General features: G+C 65.5%; 23 protein-coding genes and 1 pseudogene. 12 read left to right on the forward strand and 12 right to left on the reverse strand.

Going from position 1 to position 25400, the window contains the following annotated elements:
• The first annotated feature begins 43 nt into the window (after nucleotides 1–43).
• The 3 genes from QA649_RS40110 to QA649_RS40120 all read left to right on the forward strand — a co-directional run bounded on the left by QA649_RS40110 (nucleotide 44) and on the right by QA649_RS40120 (nucleotide 5490).
• Nucleotides 44–2767, forward strand: a complete 2724-nt coding sequence (locus QA649_RS40110) for a DUF2235 domain-containing protein (RefSeq protein WP_283021966.1) — start codon at nucleotides 44–46, stop codon at nucleotides 2765–2767.
• Nucleotides 2768–2887: 120 nt separating this feature from the next.
• Nucleotides 2888–3571 carry a response regulator transcription factor gene (locus tag QA649_RS40115; RefSeq protein ID WP_283026206.1) on the forward strand — a complete coding sequence of 228 codons (684 nt, stop codon included), beginning with the start codon at nucleotides 2888–2890 and terminating at the stop codon, nucleotides 3569–3571.
• On the forward strand, nucleotides 3568–5490 hold the full coding sequence (locus QA649_RS40120; protein ID WP_283021967.1) for an ATP-binding protein: 1923 nt from the start codon (nucleotides 3568–3570) through the stop codon (nucleotides 5488–5490). Before QA649_RS40115 ends, QA649_RS40120 begins: the two co-directional genes overlap by 4 nt.
• 137 nt (nucleotides 5491–5627) lie before the next feature.
• Here the strand turns inward: QA649_RS40120 and QA649_RS40125 are convergent, their stop codons facing one another.
• Nucleotides 5628–5918: a hypothetical protein gene (locus tag QA649_RS40125; protein WP_026312537.1), complete on the reverse strand. Its 291-nt coding sequence runs from the start codon at nucleotides 5916–5918 to the stop codon at nucleotides 5628–5630.
• 233 nt (nucleotides 5919–6151) lie between these two features.
• Between QA649_RS40125 and QA649_RS40130 the strand changes: the two genes are divergently transcribed.
• Together QA649_RS40130 and QA649_RS40135 are read left to right on the forward strand one after the other, a co-directional pair.
• Nucleotides 6152–6376: a cysteine rich repeat-containing protein gene (locus QA649_RS40130; protein ID WP_283021968.1), complete on the forward strand. Its 225-nt coding sequence runs from the start codon at nucleotides 6152–6154 to the stop codon at nucleotides 6374–6376.
• Nucleotides 6377–6556: 180 nt separating this feature from the next.
• Nucleotides 6557–8137 carry a GMC family oxidoreductase N-terminal domain-containing protein gene (locus QA649_RS40135; RefSeq protein ID WP_283021969.1) on the forward strand — a complete coding sequence of 527 codons (1581 nt, stop codon included), beginning with the start codon at nucleotides 6557–6559 and terminating at the stop codon, nucleotides 8135–8137.
• Here QA649_RS40135 and QA649_RS40140 read toward each other — a convergent pair.
• From QA649_RS40140 to QA649_RS40155, 4 genes are all read right to left on the reverse strand, one after another.
• Complete coding sequence (locus QA649_RS40140; protein WP_283021970.1) at nucleotides 8134–8808, reverse strand: hypothetical protein; 675 nt, start codon at nucleotides 8806–8808, stop codon at nucleotides 8134–8136. The genes QA649_RS40135 and QA649_RS40140 overlap by 4 nt on opposite strands.
• 89 nt (nucleotides 8809–8897) lie before the next feature.
• On the reverse strand, nucleotides 8898–9611 hold the full coding sequence (locus QA649_RS40145) for a hypothetical protein (protein ID WP_283021971.1): 714 nt from the start codon (nucleotides 9609–9611) through the stop codon (nucleotides 8898–8900).
• Between the two features lie 133 nt (nucleotides 9612–9744).
• A complete protein-coding gene (locus QA649_RS40150; RefSeq protein WP_018646471.1) occupies nucleotides 9745–9993 on the reverse strand; it encodes a hypothetical protein in 249 nt (82 codons plus the stop codon).
• Nucleotides 9994–10289: 296 nt separating this feature from the next.
• Entirely contained in the window at nucleotides 10290–11255 is a 966-nt protein-coding gene (locus tag QA649_RS40155) for a nitronate monooxygenase (RefSeq protein WP_283021972.1), read from the reverse strand.
• 91 nt (nucleotides 11256–11346) lie between these two features.
• Here QA649_RS40155 and QA649_RS43030 point away from each other — a divergent pair.
• Nucleotides 11347–11612: pseudogene (locus QA649_RS43030) on the forward strand (hypothetical protein); the annotation flags it as partial.
• A gap of 263 nt (nucleotides 11613–11875) precedes the next feature.
• On the opposite strand, the gene QA649_RS40160 reads toward QA649_RS43030, so the two are convergent.
• From QA649_RS40160 to QA649_RS40190, 7 genes are all read right to left on the reverse strand, one after another.
• Nucleotides 11876–12649 carry a thioesterase family protein gene (locus QA649_RS40160; protein ID WP_283021973.1) on the reverse strand — a complete coding sequence of 258 codons (774 nt, stop codon included), beginning with the start codon at nucleotides 12647–12649 and terminating at the stop codon, nucleotides 11876–11878.
• 11 nt (nucleotides 12650–12660) lie between these two features.
• On the reverse strand, nucleotides 12661–13629 hold the full coding sequence (locus QA649_RS40165) for a nitronate monooxygenase family protein (RefSeq protein WP_283021974.1): 969 nt from the start codon (nucleotides 13627–13629) through the stop codon (nucleotides 12661–12663).
• Nucleotides 13630–13925: 296 nt separating this feature from the next.
• Nucleotides 13926–15326, reverse strand: a complete 1401-nt coding sequence (locus QA649_RS40170; RefSeq protein WP_283021975.1) for an aspartate ammonia-lyase — start codon at nucleotides 15324–15326, stop codon at nucleotides 13926–13928.
• A gap of 35 nt (nucleotides 15327–15361) precedes the next feature.
• The gene (locus tag QA649_RS40175; protein ID WP_283021976.1) at nucleotides 15362–15901 is read right to left on the reverse strand and encodes a hypothetical protein; all 540 of its coding nucleotides are present in this window, start codon (nucleotides 15899–15901) and stop codon (nucleotides 15362–15364) included.
• A gap of 38 nt (nucleotides 15902–15939) precedes the next feature.
• On the reverse strand, nucleotides 15940–16542 hold the full coding sequence (locus QA649_RS40180; protein WP_018646464.1) for a YqaA family protein: 603 nt from the start codon (nucleotides 16540–16542) through the stop codon (nucleotides 15940–15942).
• Between the two features lie 35 nt (nucleotides 16543–16577).
• On the reverse strand, nucleotides 16578–16982 hold the full coding sequence (hisE, locus tag QA649_RS40185; RefSeq protein ID WP_283021977.1) for a phosphoribosyl-ATP diphosphatase: 405 nt from the start codon (nucleotides 16980–16982) through the stop codon (nucleotides 16578–16580).
• A 130-nt stretch (nucleotides 16983–17112) separates the two neighbouring features.
• The gene (locus QA649_RS40190; protein ID WP_283021978.1) at nucleotides 17113–17481 is read right to left on the reverse strand and encodes a hypothetical protein; all 369 of its coding nucleotides are present in this window, start codon (nucleotides 17479–17481) and stop codon (nucleotides 17113–17115) included.
• Nucleotides 17482–17707: 226 nt separating this feature from the next.
• Here QA649_RS40190 and QA649_RS40195 point away from each other — a divergent pair, with 226 nt between their 5' ends.
• The 6 genes from QA649_RS40195 (at nucleotide 17708) to QA649_RS40220 (ending at nucleotide 25331) form a co-directional block, all read left to right on the forward strand.
• Nucleotides 17708–18757: an ABC transporter substrate-binding protein gene (locus QA649_RS40195; protein WP_283021979.1), complete on the forward strand. Its 1050-nt coding sequence runs from the start codon at nucleotides 17708–17710 to the stop codon at nucleotides 18755–18757.
• Nucleotides 18758–18841: 84 nt separating this feature from the next.
• Nucleotides 18842–20638: a glucan ABC transporter ATP-binding protein/ permease gene (locus QA649_RS40200; RefSeq protein WP_283021980.1), complete on the forward strand. Its 1797-nt coding sequence runs from the start codon at nucleotides 18842–18844 to the stop codon at nucleotides 20636–20638.
• A 190-nt stretch (nucleotides 20639–20828) separates the two neighbouring features.
• Entirely contained in the window at nucleotides 20829–22286 is a 1458-nt protein-coding gene (locus QA649_RS40205; protein WP_283021981.1) for a D-alanyl-D-alanine carboxypeptidase family protein, read from the forward strand.
• 194 nt (nucleotides 22287–22480) lie between these two features.
• Nucleotides 22481–24166, forward strand: a complete 1686-nt coding sequence (locus QA649_RS40210; protein ID WP_283021982.1) for a long-chain fatty acid--CoA ligase — start codon at nucleotides 22481–22483, stop codon at nucleotides 24164–24166.
• 16 nt (nucleotides 24167–24182) lie between these two features.
• A complete protein-coding gene (locus QA649_RS40215; RefSeq protein ID WP_283021983.1) occupies nucleotides 24183–24737 on the forward strand; it encodes a DUF924 family protein in 555 nt (184 codons plus the stop codon).
• Between the two features lie 108 nt (nucleotides 24738–24845).
• Complete coding sequence (locus QA649_RS40220) at nucleotides 24846–25331, forward strand: peroxiredoxin (protein WP_260386695.1); 486 nt, start codon at nucleotides 24846–24848, stop codon at nucleotides 25329–25331.
• The last annotated feature ends 69 nt before the right edge of the window (nucleotides 25332–25400 follow it).

Below are 25400 nucleotides of genomic sequence, written 5' to 3' on the forward strand. Positions count from 1 at the left end.
TCGGGCCTGAAGCGCTTTCCCACGGAATTGCCGGAGAAGCCCCATGTCACATGGCGCGCCGAACATTGATAGTGCCCGACCGGAACACCCTCATCGCGACAGGAATGCCGGTGGGACGACCGATGCCGCCCCGGCAAAACGCAAGCTGGTGCTGTTCGCCGACGGTACGGGCAATGCATTCACGACCCAGGAATCCAGCGTCTGGCGTCTCTATGAGGCGCTCGACCACACCCAGCCGGACCAGATCTCCCACTACATCAAGGGCGTGGGCACCGCCGGCTGGGCGCCGCTCGCAGCCCTCGACGGCGCCACCGGTTTCGGCGTGCCCTCCAACGTCCGCAAGCTCTACCGCTTCCTGTGCTGGAATTGGCGTCCCGGCGACGAGATCTACATCTTCGGCTTCAGCCGCGGCGCCTTCACCGCGCGCACGCTGGCGTCCATGATCGCGAGCCAGGGCCTCGTGCCCGCGGAGATCAAGGGCATCCCCGTGTCGCACGAGGAGATGGAGCGCAACGCGATGGCCGCGTGGCGGGAATACCGCCGCGACACGGTGCCGTGGAAAAAGAGCCTGCCGACGATCTGGATCACGCGCCTGATCCGCGATGCGCTGCTCTATCTCTATCATTCGATCTGCGGGCACCGCTCCTATGCCGACGTCCGCGCGGCGATGTACGGTCGCGAGGACATCGACATCGAATTCCTCGGGCTGTTCGACACGGTCGAGGCCTTCGGCGTTCCGGTCGAGGAACTGCGCGTCGCGATCGACTGGGCGATCTGGCCGATCTCGTTCCGCAATCACCGACCCTCGCGCAAGGTGAAGCACATCTGTCATGCACTGGCGCTGGACGACGAGCGGACCACATTCCATCCGTTGCGGATCGACCAGAGCCATCTGGCGGCCGGCCAGACGGTCGAGGAGGTGTGGTTCGCCGGCGTCCATTCCGACGTCGGCGGTGGCTATCCGGAATCCACGCTGTCGTTCGTGCCGCTGGTCTGGATGGCTGATCGGCTCAGCGGCAGGCTCCGGTTTCAGCACGGCGAGATCGAGCACTTCGAGGATTATCAATCGGCGATCGGACCGATGCACGATTCGCGCAGCGGCGCCGCGGTGCTCTACCGCTATGGGCCGCGCCCGGTTCTCGCCGGCGAGGTCAATGGCGGGCTGCCGGTCGTGCACTTCGCCGTCATCGAACGCATGCTGTTCGGCTGCGACGCCTATGCGCCGATCATGCTTCCGGCGGACTCACTCGTGCTGATGCCTGATGGCCGCAAGCTGAACCTGATGGCGGACGCCACGCGCGAGGACATGAAGCAGGCCTATCTCGCGAAGGCCCAGGGTCCGCGGCGCGAGACGGAGGCCGAAGCCTTCACGCTGATGAACGTGCCCAGCCCCGAAATGGCGAGGCTCACGCGCGACACCGTGTGGTGGCGGCGCGTCGCCTATTTCTCGCTGCTGTTCATGGTCGGCGTGATCGCTGTCTGGCCGTGGGCGGCGCGCAGTCTGATCGTGGTGTCGAAGGACCATGGCCTGCAAGGTACCCTCTTTCTACGCATCGCCGCCACCATCGACTGGCTCGTCGGCGGCGTCCTTGGTCCGCTCGCCAATCTGGTCAGGAACGTGCTGCCATCCTATGCCGCACCGTGGCTGGACATCGCGCTGTACTACCCGTTCGCCACCTCGCTCGTCCTGATCCTCACCTATGTGATCTGGCGCAGGAACACGGTGCTGCGCGACGCCATCCAGGAGCGTGCGCGGCTGGCCTGGAGCGAGCCACGCCGCATGGCAAGCCGGCAGCAGCACGTCGACGATCCGGGTCTGTTGCTGGGCTTTGCCCGATGGATGCGGCTGAATGCCGGGCCGGCCCGCTGGCTGTTCGCCAGGCTCGTGCTGCCCGCGATCTTCCTGTTCATCATTTTTTACTCTGCGCTGCTCATCGGATCGACCAGCGTGTTCACGGCCCGCACCGCGACCGGAAATATTTGTGCAGCGTCCGGACGTGACCCAGGAAAGCCGGTGTCCGACGAGCCGACCGATGCGCGCGGCCGGTTCGCAACGAGCGAATTCTGCTGGTGGAGCGGCCTTGCGGTCGAGAAGGGGCGCAAATATCGCGTCTGGATTCAGATCGAAGATCCCTGGTTCGACCGCACCATCATGAGCGGGACAAACGGCTTCAAGACCTATTTCGTGCGTCATTACCTCGCCTTGCCGACCCTCCGTCTGTTCGGCGCCGACTGGTTCCAGCCCGTCGTTCGCATCGGCGCGAAGGGAATGAGCGATATCCCGCTTGAGGCCGTCAACGTCATGCCGGCCGACGAATTGCCACGACGCATGAATCCGACCGTTCCAGCTGAGGACGATGCCGACAAGAGCAAGGGCCGATATCCGATCCGGCTCGACGATACCGAGGAATACAAGGCGCTTCCGAACGACAATCCGCTCAAGCTCGCGGTGGGCAAGCTCGCCGATTTCGAGCCGGTGCCGAAAGACCCTGCGGCGCGCACGATCTGGGAGGGGCAGCATCTGTCGGGACGGCTAGTCGCGGAATTCGTTGCGCCTGACGCCGGCGATCTGTTCTTCTACGTCAACGACGCCGTCCAGATTTATCCGACTCTGCTGCCGGCCGGATTGCGCCCGGCGAAGCTCGACGCAATCCAGGGGCCATACGATCAATTCTACAAGAACAATGCCGGTACCGCGCGAATCGTCGTGCAGCGACTGCCAGGGCCGCCCACGCCAACCGATGAACCAGCTCTGGCGAAGCAGTAGGCGCCCACCCGGACGCCAGATCCTCTGGTCGCGCCCCCATGATTATGGGTGTCGCGCCCCCCACGCTGCGGCTAAGCTTGGCCTCGCGCCGCGGGGGACACGTGGTGCGGGGCCATGAACATGGGCGAACAGGGCGAGACGGGTGAAGCGATCACCATCCTCCTCGTCGAGGACGACGCGCCGACCTGCTGGCGGCTGCAGGACGCGCTGCTCAAGGCCGGCTACGAGGTGCGCAGCGCCGGCACGCTGGCGGAGGCCCGCTCCGCGCTGGCCGCGGCGGCACCGCGCGTGCTGCTCACAGATCTCAGGCTTCCCGACGGCCATGGCGTCGAGCTGATCCGCGAGATCCGGCAGCGCTTTCCCGACACCGAGATCATGGTGATCTCGGCGCTCGGCGACGAGGAGAGCGTGATCTCGGCGATCACGGTCGGCGCCACCGGCTACCTGCTCAAGGACGCCTTCCCCACCGACATCGCCACCACCGTGCGCGATCTGGTCGCCGGCCATTCCCCGATCTCGGCCTCGATCGCCCGTTTCATCGTGCGCCGGACGCAAGGCGTCGCGCAAAGCTCGGCCGAGCCGTCGCGGGGGCCCGTGCTCAACACGGCAAAGCTGACGCCGCGCGAGATCGACATCCTCTGGGGCATCGCGAAAGGGTTCAGCTACGCCGAGATCGCGAGCCATCTCGGCCTGTCCAGGCAGACCGTGCCCGGGCACATCAAGAACATCTATCGCAAGCTCGAGGTGCACACGCGCAGTGAAGCGGTGTTCGAGGCGGTGCAGCAGGGCCTGATCAAGCTGTGAGCGAGATCGCGGTGAAGGCACCGACACGCCCGCGGCACCGGCTGATCGTGTCGCGCCTCATGCCGTATCTGCTGCTCCAGGCGCTGATCGTGATCGCGACCATCCTCGGGCTACGGCTGCTCCAGCCCAGCGACCCCGACGATTTCGCGGTGAGTGGATTTTCCCTGCGCGAGGACGGCGCGACGCGCCCGGTCACCTTGCCGCACTTCACCTCGTCGCGCTATTCGCTGGCCGATCCGCCGCTCTATACCGGCGCCTTCACGTTCCAGCGCGACCAAGCCGCATCGGGATGGTCGGTGTTCCTGCCGCGCTTCAGCAACGCGGTGGAGATCGCCGTCAACGGCGTCGTCGTGCTCGACTCCCGCCGCGACGCCAACGCCAACCGGCCCGACCGCAACACACCGCAGATCGCGCTGATCCCGGCTTCCCTGCTGCGCGACGGCAGCAATGAGATCACGGTGCGGCTGTTCGTATGGGGGCCGTTGAAGGGCTTTCTCGACACCGTCTATGTCGGTCCCGACGCGGCCCTGCGGCCGGCCTTTGAAACCCGCACGCTGCTGTTCGTGACGCTGCAGGTGGTGTTCTCCGCATGGCAGTCGATCCTCGCCGTCATCCTCGCCATCATGTGGCTGATGCGGCGGCGCGAGCCGGTTTACGGCGTGCTGGCGGTGGCGATGGTGCTCGGTGTCGTGCAGGCCTTCGTCCCACCGCCGGTGCCGCCGATCACCACGTCGCGGCTTGCCGCGGTCCTGCTGGCATCGGCGCCGACCGAGAGCGCGCTGATCGTCATGTTCGGCGTGCTGTTCTTCGGTTGGCGCTGGCCGCGTTACGGCGCGCTGCTGTTCGCTCCGGGCCTCATTGTGTTCGTGGTCGGGCTGATCGCCGGCCCGCCGCTGCCGCGCATTCTGTTTCTCACGCTCGGCATCCCCACGGTCGGGATCTGCCTGTTCCTGATGGCCTGCGTCACCGCGACCGCCGTGATGCGGCGGCAGGACGCGGCGAGCTTCACGATCGGCTGCGCGGTGTCCATCGTGCTGACCTGCTGGGTCCACGACATGCTGTCGGTGTTCGAGATCGTGACCAACGAGCGCATCTTCGTCTCGCGCCTGTCCTATTCGGCGATGCTGGTCGCGATCGGCGCCGGGCTGACCTGGCGCTTCGCCCGCGCGCTGAACCAGGTCGACAGCTTTGCCGGCCAGCTCGTGACGCGCGTACGCGAGGCCGAGGAACGGCTGAAGGCGAGCTTCGCCCGCGAGGAGGAGCGCGCCCGCGCGGCCGCGCTCGCCAATGAGCGCACAAGGCTGATGCGCGACCTCCATGACGGCCTCGGCGGCCAGCTCGTCAGCATCGTCGCGCTCTCCGAGCGCGGCCATGAGGGCGCGACCATCACGGACGCCGCCCGCGCGGCACTGAAGGATCTGCGCCTCGTCATCGACTCCATGGACGACATCGGCGGCGACCTCATGCTCGCGCTCGGCTCCTGGCGCGAGCGCGCGACGGCGCAGTTGCGGCCGCACGACATCGCGCTCGACTGGCGCGTGGCGACGCCGCAGGGCCTGCCGCTGCACCCGGAGCTGCGACCATGGCACGTGATCCAGATCGTGCGCATCCTCGACGAAGCCGTGACCAATGCCGTCAAGCACGCGCAGGCCCGCAACATCGCGGTCACCATCGAGACGCTCGACGGAGGCCAGGAACCTTATGGCGTGATCAGCGTGACCGACGACGGTTGTGGTTTTACGCTCTCGGGCAATGGCGAGACCGCCGGCGCGAGCCAGACCGCACGGGGCTTGCGCAATATGAGAAGTCGCGCCGCGCGCTGTGGTGCGGTGCTCGATCTGAGCTCGGACACCGCGGGCACGCGGGTGCGGCTGCAATTGCCGCAGGTCTTTCCCGACAGCGACGCCGCCGGCGGCTGAAAAACCCCCTCCCCGAACGTGTGGGACGCACGGAGAGAGGGAACGGGCCGGAGTGTTTTGTCTGCGGAGGACGGGGGGTTCGTCCGCTGAGGCTCCTTCGCCCGAAACGATGCAATCAACTCAATGGAACGAGATCGTCAGCGCACGCCCACGCGATTGACCGGACCGCCGCGATTCATCGGCGTGCCGGCACGGACGCCAACGCCGGGCGCACCGACACCGGGTGTCGCGACCGCAGCCGCCGCAACCGGGGCTCCCGGTGCAACCACCACCGCCGCCGTCGGCCGCACCACGCAGCCCTTGGGCACGCCGACGGTCTTGCAATAGACCACGGCCTGCGCCGGGCTCGTGCCCAGCGACACCATCGCCGCACCCGCCAGCACCATGACCGTCAGCCCGGCGCTCAGCGCTCCCGCTCTTTTCGACATCTTGCTCTCCTGCTTCCCGTTCGGCGCCCGATGCAATTCACCGGGTCTCGCAGCCGACGTGCAGTCTGAATGGCAAAAGACGGCGCGCGGATACATGCCATGAAGATGGGGGTGCGCGGCCGAGGCGACACGCCGATGCCATGAACATGGCATGGACCGGCACCAGGCCTTCGCGGGATGGTCCGGCCCGCTTGATCCCAACGGGACCACCGACAATCCCAAAGAGGTGCTTTATGAAGATTTCAGCTCTTGCCGCACTGCTGCTTGCCGCCACCATCCTGCCCGCCGCAGCGCAATCCGGTCCGACGCCACAGGAGCAGATGGCCTGCCGCAGCGATGCCAGCAAGTTCTGCGCCGAGCACATCGGCAAACCGCCGCAGATGAACGCCTGCCTGCGCGAGAACAAGCCGAAGCTTTCGGACGGCTGCCGCAAGGTGGTGGAAGCACACGGGGGCTGAACTAGCGGTCATTCCGGGGCGCGCCAACGGCGCGAACCCGGAATCCATCTCGCTACGGTCGCTGCGGATAAATGGATTCCGGGCCTGCGTGCTGCGCACGCATCCCGGAATGACGAGCTGTGACCAAAGCACAAATCTTGCAAGCACTCCGCGACGTGAATGTCTGCGGAGTGCTCTTCAATGTACGACACCATCATCGTAGGCGCCGGCTCGGCCGGCTGCGTATTGGCCAACCGGCTGTCGGCCGATCCGCACCGCAAGGTGCTGGTGCTGGAGGCCGGCCGGGCTGCGCCGCGCGCGTCCGACATTCCCTCGGACTGGCCGACGATGTTCAACACGGCGGTCGACTGGGGCTATTACACCGAACCGCAACCGGGCTGCCGCGGCCGGCGCATCTTCTGGCCGCGTGGAAAAATGATCGGCGGCTCCGGCGCGATGAACGCGATGATCTATATCCGCGGCCTGCCGTCCGATTACGACGGCTGGGCGCGGGCGGGCTGCGCAGGCTGGGCCTGGCGCGACGTGCTGCCAAAGTTCATCGCCTTCGAGAGCAATGCACGCTTCACCGACAGTCCCTTCCATGGCACGCGCGGTCCCCTGCACGTGGCGGACGTTCCCTATGTCGACCCGAACGAGCTGAAATGGCTGGAGGCAGCGCTAGGTGCGGGGCTGCCGCACAATCCCGACTTCAATGGCGCGACCCAGGAAGGGGCAGGCTTCTTCCAGTTCGTCATCAAGGACGGCGAGCGTTTCGGCACCGGCAAGGCCTATTTGCGCCCGGCGCTGGCGCGCACCAATCTCACGCTGAAGACGGGCGTGCGTGTCATCCGCATCATCATCGAGCGCTCCCGCGCGATCGGCGTCGAATATCTCGAGAATGGGCAGCCGAAGAGCGCCTTCGCCACCACCGAAGTGGTGCTCGCCTCCGGCGCCATCGGATCGGCACAGCAACTCCTGCTGTCAGGCGTCGGCCCGGCCGACGAATTGAAGGCGGTCGGCGTGGATGTCGTGCACGATCTGCCGGGCGTCGGCCGCGATCTCCAGGATCACATCAACATTCCCGTCACCTTCTACACGAAGGAGAAGATCGGCGTCGGCGCCTGGACGGAGCAGAGCCTGGCCGCAAACCTTGCCGAGTGGGAAACCAGCCGCAGCGGTCCGCGCACCTCGCCCTGGGTCGCCGCCGGCGCGCATGTGCAAAGCCGCCCCGACGTCGAGCCGGACCTGCAGCTCTACGGCGCGATCAGCCCGCACCGCGACTACGTCCGCTTCCTGTCGTCCAGGCCGGGCATCACCCTGCATGCGACGTTGCAGCGGCCGAACAGCCGCGGCCGGATCACGCTGCGCTCGGCCGATCCGATCGAACATCCCGCGATCGACCCCGGCTACTTCGCATCAGATGCGAGCGGCAGCGACATCGCGACCATGATCGAAGGCGTGCGCATCAACCGCCGCATCGCCGCGCAATCGCCGCTGAAGGAGATGATCGAGGGGGAGATCACGCCCAGCGCGGAAGCTGTCAGCGACGCCGAGATCGCCGACTACATCCGCGGTCATTGCACAACGCTCTATCATGCCGCCTCGACCTGCCGCATGGGCACGGATGATCTGGCCGTCGTCGATCCGCAGCGGTTGCAGGTGCGCGGCCTCGACGGCCTTCATGTCGCCGACGCCTCGGTGATCCCGATCATGATCTCAGGTAATATCCAGACGCCGACGATCCTGATTGCCGAATGTGCAGCGGCCGCGATTCTCGGCTAGTCGTCGTCGTCAGGCCCGAACAGCCTGATCTGCGGAACACCGCTGCGTGGCCGGCTTGCATAGTCGCGCGCATCGGAATCTTCGCGGATATTGCGTGCCACGTCGTCCCAATCGGTGCGATCGCGCATGCGCGGCTCGCGGGAGTCGTAGCGGTGACGTTCCGCCCAGCGCTCGCGGCGTTCGGCTCGGCGCCGTTCGGACGCGGCACGCTTCAGGTCGGAATCCCTGGCCTTGGCATAGGCGTTATCAGGTGGGGAGGACGGCTCAGTCGAAGCCTGCTGCTCGACGGGTTTTGCTGCGCGCGAAGCCGGTGCCGTTTTGGGTGGCTCGACTGCAGCCGCCTGCGAAGGCGCTGGCGGTTCGGCGTTCGCCTGAGTGGTCGGCGTGTCGGGTCTTGCGGCTTCAGGCTTTGCTTCGGCCTGCGCCGGCGCAGCGATGATCGTGCCGAAAGCCTGCGACCCCGTGAGATATTGCACGCGCTCGGACGGCGCGCTGGTCTGGGCCGACGCGCCGGCGGCCTCCGCGCGCTGCGCCATCTTGCTGGCGTCCGCGCCCTGCTTGGGCGCGATCGGATTCATGATGTTGCCGGCAACGATGCCGCCGCCGAGACCAATGGCAATGGCCACGATGATCGTTCCGGCACCGACGAAATAGGCTGTCGAGGCGCGCATTGATCCACTCCCTCTCTTGGGGCGGGCAACGCGTGGGGATTGCCAGATGTTCCTGATACCCGCGGGTTCCTGAAAGGAAACCCCGAGTGTCAGATCTGCTGCGCGACCTTCTCGAGCCCGATGAGGCGGGCGAGCTTGCGCACTTCTTCCTTCTGGTCGTCGCGCAGCTGGAACAGCAGCGGCATCGCGGCCGACTTCAACTGCTGCACCTCGTCGCAATTCGGATCGATCTGTGCACTGGGCGGCGCGTTCGGATTCGACAATTTGTTCGCCTGGATCCTGCGCGCGACGTTGCGCAGCGCGGTCTCCACCGAAGGCCAGTAATATTCCTGCGACGACGACAGCTTCAGGCGATCCTTGATTCCCGAAATCTGAACGTCGGAGAGCAGCGAATAGGATTTCTGCGGCTGCGGCTTGGCGGCGACTTTCGGCTTGACCGGGACCTCGACGGCTGGAACTTCAGCCGCCGCGGGCGCCTCATGCGCATTTGCTTTTGGCATCGGGAAATCGGACGGCGTCGCAGCGGCAAAGGCCTGGCGCAGCGGCTCGGTCAGAACCGGCGCCTGCGCGAGCTTGTCGGCGGGCACCTGGACCGGCTCGATCGCGGCCGAGGCCAGCGCCAACGTCGGAACCAGGCGATCGGCCTTGGCGGCGCGATTGGTGGCAAGCGGCTTGGCTGGCGGGGCTTCGGTGATCATCTCGGCGCTGACGCTGGGCACACTGTCACGGCCGAGGATGGCGGTGGTGGCGGCGCCAAGGACGAGGAAACAGGTCAGCACGACGATGGTGATGGCTTTGGACAAACGTCCCTCCGCGCCCACAACTTCAAGTCCACGTGATCAGTGCCCGGAAACTGGGCGGTAATTAAGGCTTAACCGTGCCATCGCGGCGGCAATCGCGCGGACTGCGGCGACATCGCCGAAAACCTCAAGAAAATCAGGCAGCTGCCGCCAGATCGTAGGCGTCCTGGATGTCGGCGACGATCTCGGAGGCCTCCCACACTGCGCGCGGCTCGACCGATTGCAGCGTGACCGTCCAGTTGCCGCCCCGGCGGGTGCGGGGGACGCTGACGATGTCGAAGCGCACATTGCGGCACAGCGGGTGGCGGGCCAACGCGTGGGCGACGCGGACGCGGATCTCGTCCAGCGACGCCGCCGTCTTGGTGTTGAGAAAATCGAAGTCCATCGCCTGTCCCTCTCGGTCCTGATTGGCGGCCTTGAGAGGGATTCTTGGCGGGGCTTGGTTAATCCGCCGTTAAATGAGGGGGTTTTGAGGCATGCGGGATTAACTGTGACCGATGCGATCGCGCCCTCTCTCCCTCTACCCGTTTTTACGGGGAGAGGGTCGGGGTGAGGGGCTGTCTCCACATTCACGGTAACAGCTGCCCTTGCGGAGGCTCCCCCTCACCCGCCGCGCTCTGGCGCGCAATTGCGCTGCCGAGCGCGTCGGCCGCTCCCCGCACGCTGGGAGAGGCGAAGAGCTTACCGCCCGCCTGCCTCGCGGTATTCCGCGATCGTCCGCGCGACGAGATCATCGACCCCGAGCACATCGGTGACTCCCGACGTGGAGTGCCCGCCGCTCCAGATGTCGCGCCAGCGCTTGGGCCGGCTCTCGCGCGCGGCGACGTCGATATCCTCTGCGATGTCGATCGCGCCGCGCGCCGGCAAATCGTCGGGGTCGAGACCCGCAGCGACGATCGACGGCTTCAACATGCTGGTCTGAAGCCCCGTGAACGCGGTGGTGAGCAGGATGTCGTCTGCACTACTCTCGACCAGCATCCGCTTGTGACGGTCATCCGCCATGCTCTCGCGCGTCGCGATGAACTTCGTGCCCATGTAGCCGAGATCGCAGCCGAGCACCTCCGCGGCGTGCAGCGCGCGGCCATCGCTGATGCCGCCCGCGAGCACGATGATGCCGGCGTAGAACGCGCGCACCGCGCGGACGAAGGCGAACGGATTGAGCCAGCCGGTCTGTCCGCCCGCGCCCGCGGTGAGCAGCACGAGCCCGTCCGCCCCCGCTTCCGCCGCGCGTTCGGCATGGCGGATCGAGGCGACGTCCGCGAACACCAGCGCCCCGGCGTCGTGCAGCGGCTTCAAGACCGGCGACGGCGAGCCGACCGAGGTGATGACGATCTCCGGCTTGTGCCGCAGCAGGACCGCGAGATCCTGCTCCAGCCGAACGTTGGAGCGGTGCACGATCAGGTTCGGGCAGAGCGGCGCGGCCTTGCGGCCGGTCTGTCGTTCGTGCTGCAGCAGTTGCGCTTCGATCTCAGTGAGCCATGCGTCGAGCTGTTCCGTGCTGCGGCAATTCGCAGTGGGGAAGCTGCCGATCACGCCGCTGCGGCAGGCTGCGACCATGAGCTCGACGCCCGACACCAGAAACATCGGCGCTGCGATCAGCGGCAGGCTGAGACGATCGCCGAAACGTTGCAGTCGGTCTGACGTCACGCATGCCTCCCTCGCGCGGGCTTTGTCGTTTCCTCCCGCAACCCTGTGCTAGCGTTGCGGCAAACATTGGCACGTTAGAAGCTGATGAGAAATGGCGGAGCACTGGAAGCGACCGGAGATCACCGCCGAGACGCTGACGAACGGCTCGGTCCACACCGGCCATATCGCGCGCAAGGACCGGCCTCGGCAAGGGTCGACAAGAAGGTACTGCGTGCGGGGTTCTGGAGCGGACGGGACCGGATGGCGGGTAAATCCCCGGGGTTTTACGGTGTCGTTGTGGCTCCGGCACCACAATGCGCGACGGAGTGTGTGTCCATGGTTGCCGCCCGATTGCCCACGAATCAGGGAATCACCTAGACCGCTGACGGGGCTGGGAAGCGGAGTATCAAATGAGAGTCGCTTCCTTGGAAAGTGCAGTCGCCGCGGTCACGTTGATCACGGCTATCATCGTGGTGCTGTGGGAGATCAAGATCTTCTACGGCATTTGAACTGGCAGGACGCTGGCGTCGAACAAGAGGCCTCCGGACAAGAAGAGGTTCGCGACCAGGGCATCCCTTCCGCGGCGGCGGAAGCTGCCATTCAATTGGCTCCCGGCCTGAGCACGGCGAAAGCCGTCACCCTTACCGCTTCTCGATCACCAGACTTTGCACAGCGCGGCCGAAATAGCCCTGCCGGTCGGCAAGCCGCGACATCGCAAGACCCGCGCCGTCAGGGCCGATCCAGGAGTCGCCGTCGAGCAGGATCCATTCGCCGACCGGCTGGCGCGCAAAGCTCACGGTGAGATCGGCGTTGATGTAGGTCCAGGCGCGGAAATCGAGCGTCGAGGCGGTGCCGTTGGAGAAGTCGGCGGCGACCACGGCGCGCATGGCCTGCGAGATGGCCTCGCCCTCGATCAGGGGATGGTCGACACGAAACCAGATCGCGCCGGCACCGGCCTGGCCGAAGCGGCCGCGCGCGGCGCGCATCGAGACCGACCGCACGAACGGACTGGTGGCGGCGTGACCGTCTTCGATGAGCGAGTCCTCCGGAGACGGCAGCGTGACCGGCAGATCCTTGACATCGTCGGGCAGCGCCTGCGCCTGGCGCCTGATCTTGAGCACGGTAGCGCCGACCACCTGCACGCCGTCGGCGAGCAGCTTGATCTCGCAGAGCTGGATCTTGCGGCCCTCGCGCAGCACTTCGGTCGCAATCGTGAGCGGCGCCACCGGGACCGGCCGCATCAGATCGATGGTGACGCGCGCGATGTCCATCGCAACAGGCGTCGGGATGCGCTCAGCCGCCCATGTCACCAGCGACGCCGGCGCCGAGCCGTGCTGCATGCGCCGGTCCCAGGGACCGGCAGCGTCCGGGCTGGTGACGACGCTGTTGCCGTCGACGCGGTAGATGGGGGGCATTGCGACAGCCCTCACAACGGCGGATCGATCGCTTCGTCATATTCCTTCTTGAAGCGCGCGATCATCTCGGCGGCGGGCACGATGCCCTCGACGCTGCCGATGCCCTGGCCCGAGCCCCAGATCTCTTTCCACGCCTTCGGCTTGGCGCGCTCGCCGGAGGCGTCGGTGCCGAAGTTCATCTTGGAGGGATCTGACGTCGGCAGGTTTTCCGGATCCATGCCGGCGGCGAGGATCGAGGGCTTCAGATAATTGCCGTGCACGCCGGTGAAGAGGTTGGAATAGACGATGTCGTCGGCCGTCGAGCCCGCGATCATCTCCTTGTACTTCTCGACCGCGTTGGCCTCCTTGGTCGCGATGAAGGCCGAGCCGATATAGGCGAAGTCGGCCCCCAAGATGCGCGCGGCGCGGATCGCCTTGCCGTTGCCGATGGCGCCCGACAGCGCGATCGGACCGTCGAACCACTTGCGCGTCTCTGCAACGAAAGCCAGCGGCGAGATCGTGCCCGCATGACCGCCGGCGCCGGCCGCGACCAGGATCAGGCCGTCGGCGCCCTTCTCGATCGCCTTGTGCGCGAATTTCTGGTTGATCACGTCGTGGAAGACGATGCCGCCCCAGCCGTGCACGGCCTGGTTCAGCTCCTCGCGCGCACCGAGCGAAGAGATGATCATCGGCACCTTGTACTTGGCGCAGAGCTGCATGTCGTGATCGAGCCGGTTGTTCGACTTGTGCACGATCTGATTGACCGCGAACGGCGCCGACGGCTTGTCGGGATGCGCGCGGTCATGGGCGGCGAGCTCTTCGGTGATCCGCGCCAGCCATTCGTCGAGCAGCTCCGGCGGCCGCGCGTTCAGCGCCGGAAACGAGCCGACCACACCCGCCTTGCACTGCGCGATCACGAGATCGGGCACCGAGATGATGAAGAGCGGCGAGCCGATCACGGGGATCGACAGGCGTCCCTTGAACAAGGCAGGCATGGACATTGCGGAACGATCCTCTTCTGGCGGTCAAACTGAAGTTGGGAGCCATACCAACAAGGCAATCTTTCCACTGTCAAGTATTGCGTTTTGGCGCCGCGGCGGATGCCGTTACCGCAATTCCAAGCAGCGGAATTCGAGCCTCCTAGGTCTATCCGTCCGTCATTGCGAGCGAAGCGAAGCAATCCAGAAATGTATCCGCGGAGACAGTCTGGATTGCTTCGTCGCATCAGCGCAAAATTGCTACGCAATTTTGTCGCGAGCTCCTCGCAATGACGAGGCGAGAGCTGCGGATGACAGCCCTACCCGATCAAATCCGGGTTGATCAGCCGCTCGAACGAGAACATCTCGTCCCACTTCTCCTGCGTCAGCAGCTTGCGCTCGACCACGACGATCTGGTGCAGCGACTTGCCGCTCTTGTAGCCCTCGCGCGCGATCTCGGCGCACTGCTTGTAGCCGAGCAGCGGCTTCAGCACCGTGACGATGCCGAGCGAGTTCAGCACCATGTTGCGGGTGTGCTCCTCGTTGGCGGTGATGCCGACGACGCAGTTCTCGCGCAGGCTGTTGACCGCGCGCTCCATGGTGCGGATCGAGAAGAACAGCGCGAACGAGATCACCGGCTCCATCACGTTGAGCTGGAGCTGGCCGGCGCTTGCCGCCAGCGTCACCGTGGTGTCGAGGCCGATGACGAGGAAGCTGGTCTGGTTGACGACCTCGGGAATGACCGGATTGACCTTGCCCGGCATGATCGAGGAGCCCGGCTGCAGCTGCGGCAGGTTGATCTCGTTGAAGCCGGCGCGCGGGCCTGAAGCGAGCAGGCGGATGTCGTTGCAGATCTTGGTCAGCTTGCTCGCCGTGCGCTTCAGCACACCGGACAATTGCACATAAGCGCCGGTATCCGAGGTCGCCTCGACGAGGTCGCCGGCGAGGATGAAGTCGACGCCGGTGAGCGCGCTCAGGTGTCGGACCGCGAGCTTGGGATAGCCGACCGCGGCGGTCACGGAGGTGCCGATCGCGGTGGCGCCGAGATTGATCTCGCGCAGCAGCGTCCGCGCCTCGGAGATGCGATCGACCTCCTCGCCGATCGTGGTGCCCCAGCCCCGGAATTCGGCGCCGAGCGACATCGGCACCGCGTCCTGCAAATGCGTGCGGCCCATCTTCAGCACGCGGTCGAACTCGCGGCCCTTGGCGAAGAAGGCTTCCTGGAGCTGCCGCAATGCCGTCATGTAGCTCTCGAGCCGCAGGATCAGCGCGAGGCGGAAGGCGGTCGGATAAGTGTCGTTGGTCGACTGGCCGTAATTGACGTGATCGTTGGGGCTGACGTGCTGATAGTCGCCCTTGGCAAAGCCGAGCGATTCCAGCGCGAGGTTGGCGATCACCTCGTTGGCGTTCATGTTGGTCGATGTGCCGGCGCCGCCCTGGATGAAGTCGGTGACGAACTGGTCCATCATGTCGCCGGCGGTGACGCGGTCGCAGCCGAGGATGATCGCATCGGCCACCCTGGCGTCGATCGCGCCAAGATCGCGGTTGGCCATCGCGGCGGCCTTCTTCACATAACCAAGCGCCTTCACGAAGTAAGGCTCCTGGTTCATTGGAATGCCGGTAATGTGGAAGTTCTCCTTCCCCCGGATGGTCTGGACGCCGTAGTAGATGTCGTCGGCGATCTCACGCTGTCCGAGGAAATCCTGCTCCGTACGGCTCATGGGCGCTCCTTGTTGCACGCGCGCGGGCCATCACGTCAGTTCTGGCACAGCGCGCTGGTCACGAAAGTATCGGTGCGGCAGTCGTCCGGTTTACGCTGCCTGCCTGGGATGAGGACCTTGGCCGAGCATTTCTCGGCGGAGTCGGCATTCAGGCTCTTGCCTTCCTTGTAACCCTTGCCCTGGCAGAGCTGGTCGGCCGCCTGCTTGCAGTCGGGCGCGCCGTTCGACGAGACCGGGCAGACCACGCGTCCCGACACCATGGTCGAGGGCTTGGTCAGCCGCGACAGGTCATTCATGGTTTCGCCCGGACTTTTGATCGGCGGCAGGATCGAGGGCAGCTTGTCGAACAGCTTGCCCATTTCGTTGATCAGCCCGGGATTCTCCTCGCCCGCCGACGGCGCCGATGAAGCGGGCGTCGACGGCGGCGGCGCGGCCTGCGGCCCCGGCTCCTGGAGGCCGAGCGACGGCGGCCGGGATTGCGGCCATCCCGCCTCGCCGGCATTGAGCAGGATCAGCGCCACTGCTGATATCAGCGTCCCGAGCCGAACGGCCGGATTGCCGGATCGAACCATCATGACGGCAACCGTAGCCGAAGCCGGCGCGGCGGCAAAGGTTAGATCAGCTTGACCGCCACCACGAAGCCGAGCACCAGCACGATGGCGCCGATCGCCACCCACAATCCGAGATGCTCCTCGAGCTTGTGCCGGATCCAGTCGCCATAGCGGTTGAGCAGGATCGCCACGATGAAGAAGCGTCCGCCGCGCGCGACGATCGAGCACAGGGTGAAGAGAACGAGATTATAGCCGGCAAAGCCCGAGGTGATGGTGACGAGCTTGTAGGGGATCGGCGTCAGCCCCTTGAGCAGGATGATCACCGCGCCCCACTCGGCATAGGAGGCGCGGAAGGCCTCGACCTTGTCGCCGAGGCCGTAGACCTGGATCAGCCAGTGACCGACAGAGTCGAACAGCAGCGCGCCGATGGCGTAGCCGAGGAGGCCGCCGAGCACCGATGTGATCGTGCAGACCGCGGCATAGACCCAGGCGCGCTGCGGGCGCGCCAGTGACATCGGGATCAGCATCACATCCGGCGGAACCGGAAAGAAGGAGCTTTCTGCGAAAGCCACGGCTCCCATGATCCAGAGCGCGTAGGGCTTGTGGGCGGCGTCGATGCACCAGTCGTAGATACGTTTCAGCATGGCGCCGCGATGAAGCACCATGGGACGGATTTGTCCATCGCGAGTTTATGAAGGTTTTAGTGGCGCTTGCGCGCAGTGCGGCTCTCGAGCGCGACAATTGGCCGCCTGGCGGCCACGCGCGGTGAGGCGACTTTGGGCAGTTTCATTGGTGATTTCGGTAGCTTCTCGGCAATGCCGAGCATGTCTTCCCGCCGCGTCATCTCGCGCCAGACGTCCTCGGGGCGCACGCCGGCCGAGGCCCACAGCACGGTCAGATTGTAGAGCAGGTCGGCGCTTTCCCGGATCACGGCCTCGCTGTCGCCGTTGACCGCATCGATCACGACTTCGATGGCCTCTTCGGCCAGCTTCTTCGCCATTTTGGAGGGGCCGCGCTGAAACAGCCGGGCTGTACGCGATGTTGCCGGATCAAGATCCCTGGCCGCGAGCACAGCCAGATATAGCCGCTCAAGCGAATCACTCATGGTACTCAAAACTACTCTAAACCAATGGCGAGCGCGTTAACGCCCGGCGATAAAAGCAAAAAACAGGCCGGCGCGACAAGCGCGATGGCCTGTTTTGGTCAACCGTTGGTAGCCAAGGGGGCCGGCAAGCCTAGTAGCAGTTCGTGAAGTAGCCTTGGCCACAGAGCTCCGAGGGCGCGGTGCCGCCGTAGCGCTGATACTGGTAGTTCGGGCCCGGGCCGTAATAGGGGCCGTAGGCCGGGGCACTGTAATAGGCGGGACCGCCGTAATAGCCGTAGCCCGGACCGTAGTCATAGGCATACGCGTCGCGGGTCGCAGCGATGGCGAGACCGGTGCCAATGGCTGCGAAAGCCGCGGCGGCCGCAGCGCCGCCACCACCGCCATGCCAGTGGCGGCCGCCTGCGTAGGAGGCCGTCGGAGCGACCGCGGTCAGCGCCAGCACGGCAGCCGTCGCGAGGACGGCTTTACGGCCGGTAAGGCTCGAAAATCTGTCAAACATGTCCTGGACCCTCCTTGGGACCTTGAATGGTGCCTTGAGACAGGCTCATGTCTCTCAAACACCCGCATCCCATGTTGGGTTCCCCAACCCCAACACAAGCTGAACGGGGTTGCGTGATCGTGACGCAACCGCTGCTCATCCGCCGTTCATGTTGGCGCGCGCACCGTCGTCGCCGGCCGGCGCTGCGAGCGTCACAAACCACAACAATGCGGGACCGGCGCAGTTGATGTCAGGATTCAAGACGATCGTCCTTCGCGGCCTGCTGGCCCTTGCTATCTCGCTCGCCGCGCTGACTGCGCGCGAGGTCACAGCGGCCGAGAGCGCCGCTCCCTCCACGGCGATCCACTTCACCTTCGACCGTCCCGTCGATGCCAGCATGGCGCCATTCTTCCTTGCCGCGAAAGACGGCAAGTTCGGCGCCGAGCATCTCAATGTGTCGTTCAACACCGCGCCCGGATCGCCGGAGGCGCTTGCGCGTGTCGCCAAGGGCGACAGCGAGCTCGCATTGGTCGACATCAACGAGCTGATCCGCTTTCGCGACAAGGAGGATGCGGCGCCGATCAAGGCGGTGTTCGTGCTGTTCAACCGCGCACCCTACGCGATCGTCGCGCGCAGGAGCCGCGGCATCCACATCCTGCCCGACCTCGACGGCAAGACCGTCGGCGTCGCCGACGGCGATCTGTCGATGCGGCTGTGGCCGGCGCTGGCGCTGCAGAACAACATCAACGCTTCGCGCGTGAAATTTCACAAGATCAGCGCCGCGGTGCGCGAGCCGATCCTGTCCGCAGGACAGGTCGATGCCGTCGCCGGCTTCAGCCATCTCTCGGCGGTGAACCTGCGCGACCGCGGCGTGCCCGGCGGCGATCTCGTCGTGCTGCGTTATGCCGACTATGGTTGCGAAGCCTATGGCTTTGCCGTGGTGGCCAATCCCGCCTTCGCCGCGGCGAAGCCGGACGTCGTGAAGGGTTTCGTCCGCGCCCTGATCGGCGGCATCAATGCAACGGTCAAAGAGCCGGCGCGCGCGGCGGACGAGGCCGCAAGCCGCATCGAGGATGGCGACCGCGAGCTCGAGCTGGAGCGCCTGCGCACCGTGCTCGTCGACAACATCCTGACCGACGAGGTCAAGCGCAACGGCCTCGGCGGCATCGATCCGGCGCGCCTGCAGCGCTCGATCGACCAGATCGCCCAGGACTTCAAATTCCGCAAGCGGCCGGCAGCGGGCGATATCTTCGATGACCGGTTCCTGCCGCCGGTCGAGAGCCGGCTCATCAATTGAGCAAAACCAAAAGCTTCCGCTGTATCTCGCGGGTGATCCCGGCTTAGAATACGGACTCCATTAGCTGCCAAGTTGCCAGTCCGCATGTCCATTCTCCGTCTCTACTCCCGCGTTCTCGAGCTACTCGGCAAGGAGGCACGGCTGGGCTGGCTGCTCGCGGTCGCCAACCTCCTGCTCGCCGCCTCGCAATTCGCGGAACCCGTGCTGTTCGGCCGGATCGTCGACGTGCTCTCAGGCAAGACCGTTGCCGGCTCAAGCTCGGCCTGGCCGTTCCTGGCCGCCTGGGTGGCGTTCGGGCTGTTCACCATCGCCTGCAGCGCGCTCGTCGCCCTGCAGGCCGACCGGCTCTCGCACCGCCAGCGCCAGGCGGTGCTGACCGACTATTTCGAGCACATCCTGCAGCTGCCGCTGACCTTCCACTCCGGCACCCATTCGGGCCGGCTGATGAAGGTGATGCTCAACGGCACCGATGCGCTGTGGCGGCTGTGGCTCGGCTTCTTCCGCGAGCATTTCGCCGCGATCCTCTCGGTCGTGGTGCTGCTGCCGCTGTCGCTGTACCTGAACTGGCGGCTCGCGATCCTGCTGTTCGTGCTCTGCATCGTCTTCACCGCGCTGACGACCTTCGTGGTGCGCAAGACCTTCGGCATGCAGATGGAAGTCGAGGAGCACTACAGCGAGCTCTCTGCCCGCGCCTCCGACGCGCTCGGCAACGTCGCGCTGGTGCAGAGCTTCGTCCGTGTCGAATCCGAGGTGAAGGGGCTGCGCTCCGTCGCCGACGATCTGCTGGCGGCGCAGATGCCGGTGCTGTCCTGGTGGGCGCTCGTCACCGTCATCACGCGCGCCTCGACCACCATCACGGTGCTCGCGATCTTCACCCTCGGCATCGCGCTGCACGACCAGGGGCTGACCTCGGTCGGCGAGATCGTGATGTTCGTGAGCTTCGCGACGATGCTGATCCAGAAGCTCGAGCAGGTCGTGAGCTTCATCAACAACGTCTTCATGGAGGCGCCGCGCCTGCGTGAGTTCTTCAACGTGCTCGACGCCGTGCCCGCCGTCCACGACCGGCCCGACGCGATCGATGCCGGCCGGCTGTCCGGCCTCGTCGAGTTCAACGACGTCACCTTCTCCTATGACGGCAAGCGGCCGGCGATCGAGGACCTCACCTTCACCGCACTGCCCGGGCAGACGATCGCGCTGGTCGGCCCGACCGGCGCCGGCAAATCCACCGCGATCGCGCTCTTGCACCGCGCCTTCGATCCGCAATCCGGCTTCATCAAGATCGACGGCATGGACGTCCGCGGCGTGACGCTGACCTCGCTGCGGCGAAACATCGGCGTCGTGTTCCAGGAAGCACTGCTGTTCAACCGCTCGATCGAGGAGAATTTGCGCGTCGGCAAGCCGGATGCGACCGAGGCCGAAATGCGCAAGGCCGCCGAGCGCGCGCAGGCGCTCGATTTCATCGAGCGCAGCGGCGGCTTTGCGACCAATGCCGGCGAGCGCGGCCGCATGCTCTCGGGCGGCGAGCGCCAGCGCCTCTCGATCGCCCGCGCGCTGCTGAAGGATCCGCCGATCCTGATCCTGGACGAGGCCACCTCCGCGCTCGACGCCGTCACCGAGGTCAAGGTGAACGCTGCTCTCGACGAAGTGATGAAGGGCCGTACCACCTTCGTGATCGCCCATCGCCTCTCCACCATCCGCAACGCCACGCGGATCCTGGTGTTCGAGAATGGACGCGTGATCGAAACCGGAACTTTCGATGAACTCGTGGCCAAAGGCGGCCATTTTGCCGAGATGGCCAAGGCCCAGTTCATGGTCCAGGAGAACGCACGGGCCAGCGTGACGGCCGCCGAGGCTGCCGCGACAGCTGCCAAATCCCCCTAGCAAGTCCCGAGAGGACCGTCGAAATTCGGCCTACTTCCTTGCGGAATACCCACCCGAAGCCCCTATTCTCGACGCACCAGCCGGTATAGGTTTGCGACGCCGCAAGCGGCGGCGCCGGATTTCAGAACCCGAAACTCAGATCACGAGAACCGCCCGTATCAGGCGGATCTCCAAGGACCGGAATCGGATAGTGCACGCCCTTCGCCCGCTGCTTCGCAAGTCCCTGTTCAACCTGTTCGCTGCGGCCTTCGCATGTGCCGCGCTGCTTGCGCCGCGCGCGGCGAGCGCCGAAGCGCTGCTGCTGATCGAGGCCGATAGCGGCAAGGTGCTGCAGGCGGACAACGCGACCATTCCCTGGTATCCGGCCTCCGTCACCAAGATCATGACAGCCTATGTGACGCTGAAGGCGGTGAAGGACGGCAGGCTCACGCTCGACACGCTGCTCACGGTGTCGCCGACGGCCGCCTCGCAGTCGCCGTCGAAGATGGGGTTCCGTCCGGGAACACAGCTCACCGTCGACAACGCGCTGAAGATGATGATGGTGAAGTCGGCGAACGACATGGCCGTGGTGCTCGCCGAAGGCGTCGGCGGTTCGATCGACGGCTTCTCCGCGATGATGAACGACACTGCGCAGAGGCTCGGCATGACGCAGACGAGCTACGTCAATCCGAACGGCCTGCCCGCCGACGGCCAGATCACCTCGGCCCGCGACCTCGGCATTCTCGCCCGCTCGTTCCTGCGCGATCTGCCGGAATACGAATATTTCGTGCACATTCCGGCGATCCGTTTCGGCAAGCGCACCACCGGCAATTTCAACAAGCTGATCGGCCGCTATCCCGGCGCCGACGGTTTCAAGACCGGCTTCATCTGCGCCTCCGGCTATAATCTCGTGGCGTCAGCGACGCGCAACGGCCGCCGGTTGATCGCGGTGGTGCTGGGTGCGAACTCCGGCACCGCCCGCGCGGTGAAGGCGGCGCAGCTGCTCGAGCGCGGCTTCAGCCAGGACGGTCTTACCTGGCTCCGCCCCTCGCTCGGCACCGTCGACAAGCTGGTGCCGGTCGACGCCTCGCCGCCGAACCTGCGCGACGAGATGTGCGGCGGTCATCGCAAGCGGCCGGCAAGCGACGACGACGACGCGCTGATCGCAGCCAATGGCGGCACATCAGGATCGGCCTCCGCGACCGGCGGCGAAGCCCAGGTGACGTTCTTTACGGCCGGCCTCCAGCCGCCTTTGATGAAGGCCTCCGAACTGATGGCCTCGGCGCCGGCGGCGACCGAGCCCGTGCTGGTCTATACCGGTCCGACCCGCACTGGCACCGCCCTGATCGCGGCGGTCGCGGCCGATGCCGACCAGCAGGCCACGCCAAAGCCGCGTGGCAAGAAGTCGCGCGTCGCCAAGAAGCCTGACGCAACCGACAAGCCCGCCGATAAGCCGAAGGATACCAAGACGGCAGCGGCAAAGCCGGCTGACGCCAAGAAAGACGCCAAGAGCGACGGCAAGACCGCAGCCAAGCCGGCTGGGATCAAGCATGCCGCGGCCAAGCCCGATGCGGCGGCAAAGCCCGCGGCGAGCGGCGACCAGGCCGTGAAGCCCGCCAAGCCCAAGGCCGCAACCAAGCCTCCGGCCAAGCCGGCCAACAACAGTTAACGCCCCCGCGAGGCTAAAACCGCGGCCCGCGCTTCGCACCTGCGGCAAAGCGGTTTGCGACGATTCCAGTAGCCACTCTCCGACCTTTGCCCTAAGCCACGACGGCTTGCCACCCGTTCCGGCAGGCTCGATACTGGCGGCAACGAGGCAAGCCCGAGACACAACGGGCTCTGGTAAATTGAGGGGAGTTTTCCATGGAGCGCATCTGGCTCAAGCAATATCCGCCCGGCGTGCCTGCTGATATCGAGCCGACGCAATACGCATCGCTGGTCGACCTGCTGGAGGAGAGCTTCACCAAGTTCGCCGACCGCAAGGCGTTCATCTGCATGGACAAGTCGATCAGCTATCGCGACCTCGATCAGATGTCGGTCGCGCTCGCCGCTTACTTGCAAGGCCGCGGGCTGCAGCGCGGTGCCCGCGTCGCCATCATGATGCCGAACGTGCTGCAATATCCGGTCGCCACCGCCGCGGTGCTGCGCGCAGGCTTCGCTGTCGTCAACGTCAACCCGCTCTACACCCCGCGTGAGCTCGAACATCAGCTCAAGGATTCCGGCGCCGAAGCCATCATCGTGCTGGAGAATTTTGCTCACACCGTCGAGCAGGTGATCGCGAAGACGCCAGTGAAGCACGTCATCGTCGCCAGCATGGGCGACCTGCTCGGCTTCAAGGGCGTGATCGTCAATCTCGTCGTCCGCCGCGTCAAGAAGATGGTGCCGGCCTGGTCGCTGCCGGGCGCGGTGTCGTTCAACGACGCGCTGTCGTCCGGCCGCTCTCTGGCCTTCAACAAGCCAAAACTGTCGCCGGGCGACGTCGCCTTCCTGCAATATACCGGCGGCACGACCGGCGTCTCCAAGGGCGCGACCCTGGTCCACCGCAACATCGTCGCCAACGTGCTGCAGAACGACGCCTGGCTCCAGCCGGCAATAGCCGCGCCGCCGCATGTCGAGCAGTTGATGATCGTCTGCGCGCTGCCGCTCTATCACATCTTCGCACTGACGGCCTGCTACCTGCTCGCGGTGCGCGCCGGCGGCTGCAATCTCCTGATCCCCAACCCGCGCGACATCGCGGGCTTCGTCAAGGAATTGGCGAAGTACCAGGTCAACAGCTTCCCGGCAGTGAACACGCTCTACAACGGCTTGATGCACCATCCTGATTTCAAGAAGCTGGACTTCTCCAAGCTGAAGATCTCCAACGGCGGCGGCATGGCGGTGCAGCGCCCCGTGGCCGATCAATGGAAGGCGATCACCGGCTGCTTCATTGCCGAAGGCTACGGCCTGTCGGAGACCTCGCCGACGCTGACCTGCAACCCGGCGACGGCAACGGAGTTCACGGGATCGATCGGCATTCCCGTGCCGTCGACTTACATCTCGATCCGCGACGACGATGGCAACGAAGTCCCGCTCGGCCAGCCCGGCGAGATCTGCGCCAAGGGCCCGCAGGTGATGTCGGGCTACTGGAACAGGCCGGAAGAGACCGCCAAGGTAATGACCGCGGACGGCTATTTCCGCACCGGCGACATCGGCGTGATGGACGAGAAGGGCTACACCAAGATCGTCGATCGCAAGAAGGACATGATCCTGGTCTCCGGCTTCAACGTCTATCCGAACGAGATCGAGGAAGTGATCGCGAGCCATCCGGGCGTGCTCGAATGCGCCGTGATCGGCATCCCCGATTCCAAGTCCGGCGAGGCGGTGAAGGCGTTCGTCGTGAAGAAGGACCCGAACCTCACCGCCGAAGCCGTGATCAAGTTCTGTCACGAGCAGCTCACCGGCTACAAGGTGCCCAAGCACATCGAATTCCGCACCGACCTGCCGAAGACCAATGTCGGCAAGATCCTGCGCCGGCAGCTTCGGGACGAGAAGAAGGCGGAGGCGGCGTAAGGCGCGCCTCCCGTTCATGACCGACGCCCGCGACATCACGCCGGCAGGCGTTCTCGCCTTCTGGCGAGAGGCCGGCCACGAACGCTGGTACGAGCGCAGTGACGCCTTCGACGCGGACGTGCGACACCGTTTTGCCGCGCTCTGGCAGAAGGCCGTCGCCGGCGAACTCTCGTCATGGGAAGACAGCGACGACGGCGCGCTCGCGCTCGTCATCTTGCTCGACCAGTTTCCCCGCAACATGTTTCGCGGCACTCGGCAAGCCTTTGCCAGCGACGCCTTGGCACGCGATGTCGCCCGCCGCGCCATCGCGCGGGGCGTCGACCGCAGGATCGATCCCATCCTGCTCGAATTCCTCTACATGCCCTTCATGCATTCGGAGCACCTGCCCGACCAGTTGCACTGCGTCGCGCTGTTTGCGAACACCGACAATACCGAGAACCAGAAATACGCCCGGGAGCACGCCGACATCATCGAGCGGTTCGGCCGCTTCCCCCACCGCAACCGCATCCTTGGCCGCGACACCACCGAGGAAGAACAGGCCTTCCTCGACGGCGGCGGATTTGCGGGCTGATGACATCACGGTGAAGGGACGCGGCCCACGCCGCTTTCCCCGCCGGCAATATTGTGCAGGCCCGCCGCCCGGTCTAAAAAGCGGGACCGATTTTCAGGGAGACTGACGATGGCGATCCAGACTGGCGACAAGCTGCCCGAGGCGAAATTCCGCGTGATGACGGCGGACGGCCCGCAGGTGAAGACCACCGACGATATCTTCAAGGGCAAGAAGGTGGCGCTGTTCGCCGTGCCCGGTGCCTACACCGGCACCTGCCACAAGATGCATCTGCCGAGCATTTTCCTCAACGCCTATGCCATGAAGGACAAGGGCGTCGACACCATCGCCATCGTCTCGGTCAACGACGCCTTCGTCATGAATGCCTGGAAGCGCGACACCGACCAGCGTGACGAGGCGATCTTCCTCGCCGACGGCAATGCCGAGTTCGCCAAGGCGATCGGCATGGAGCTGGATGCCTCCGCCAACGGCCTCGGCATCCGCTCCAAGCGCTATTCGATGCTGGTCGAGGACGGCGTTGTGAAGAAGTTGAACCTCGAGGCGATGCCCGGCAAGGTCGAGGTGTCCGGCGGCGATACGCTGCTGGGACAGCTCTGAGCCACGGCGGAAGTGCCGTAGGGTGGGCAAAGGCGCCAGCGCCGTGCCCACCATCTTTCCTCGATTGAG

It is taken from the genome of Bradyrhizobium sp. CB1717 (assembly GCF_029714325.1).
GTDB lineage: Bacteria > Pseudomonadota > Alphaproteobacteria > Rhizobiales > Xanthobacteraceae > Bradyrhizobium.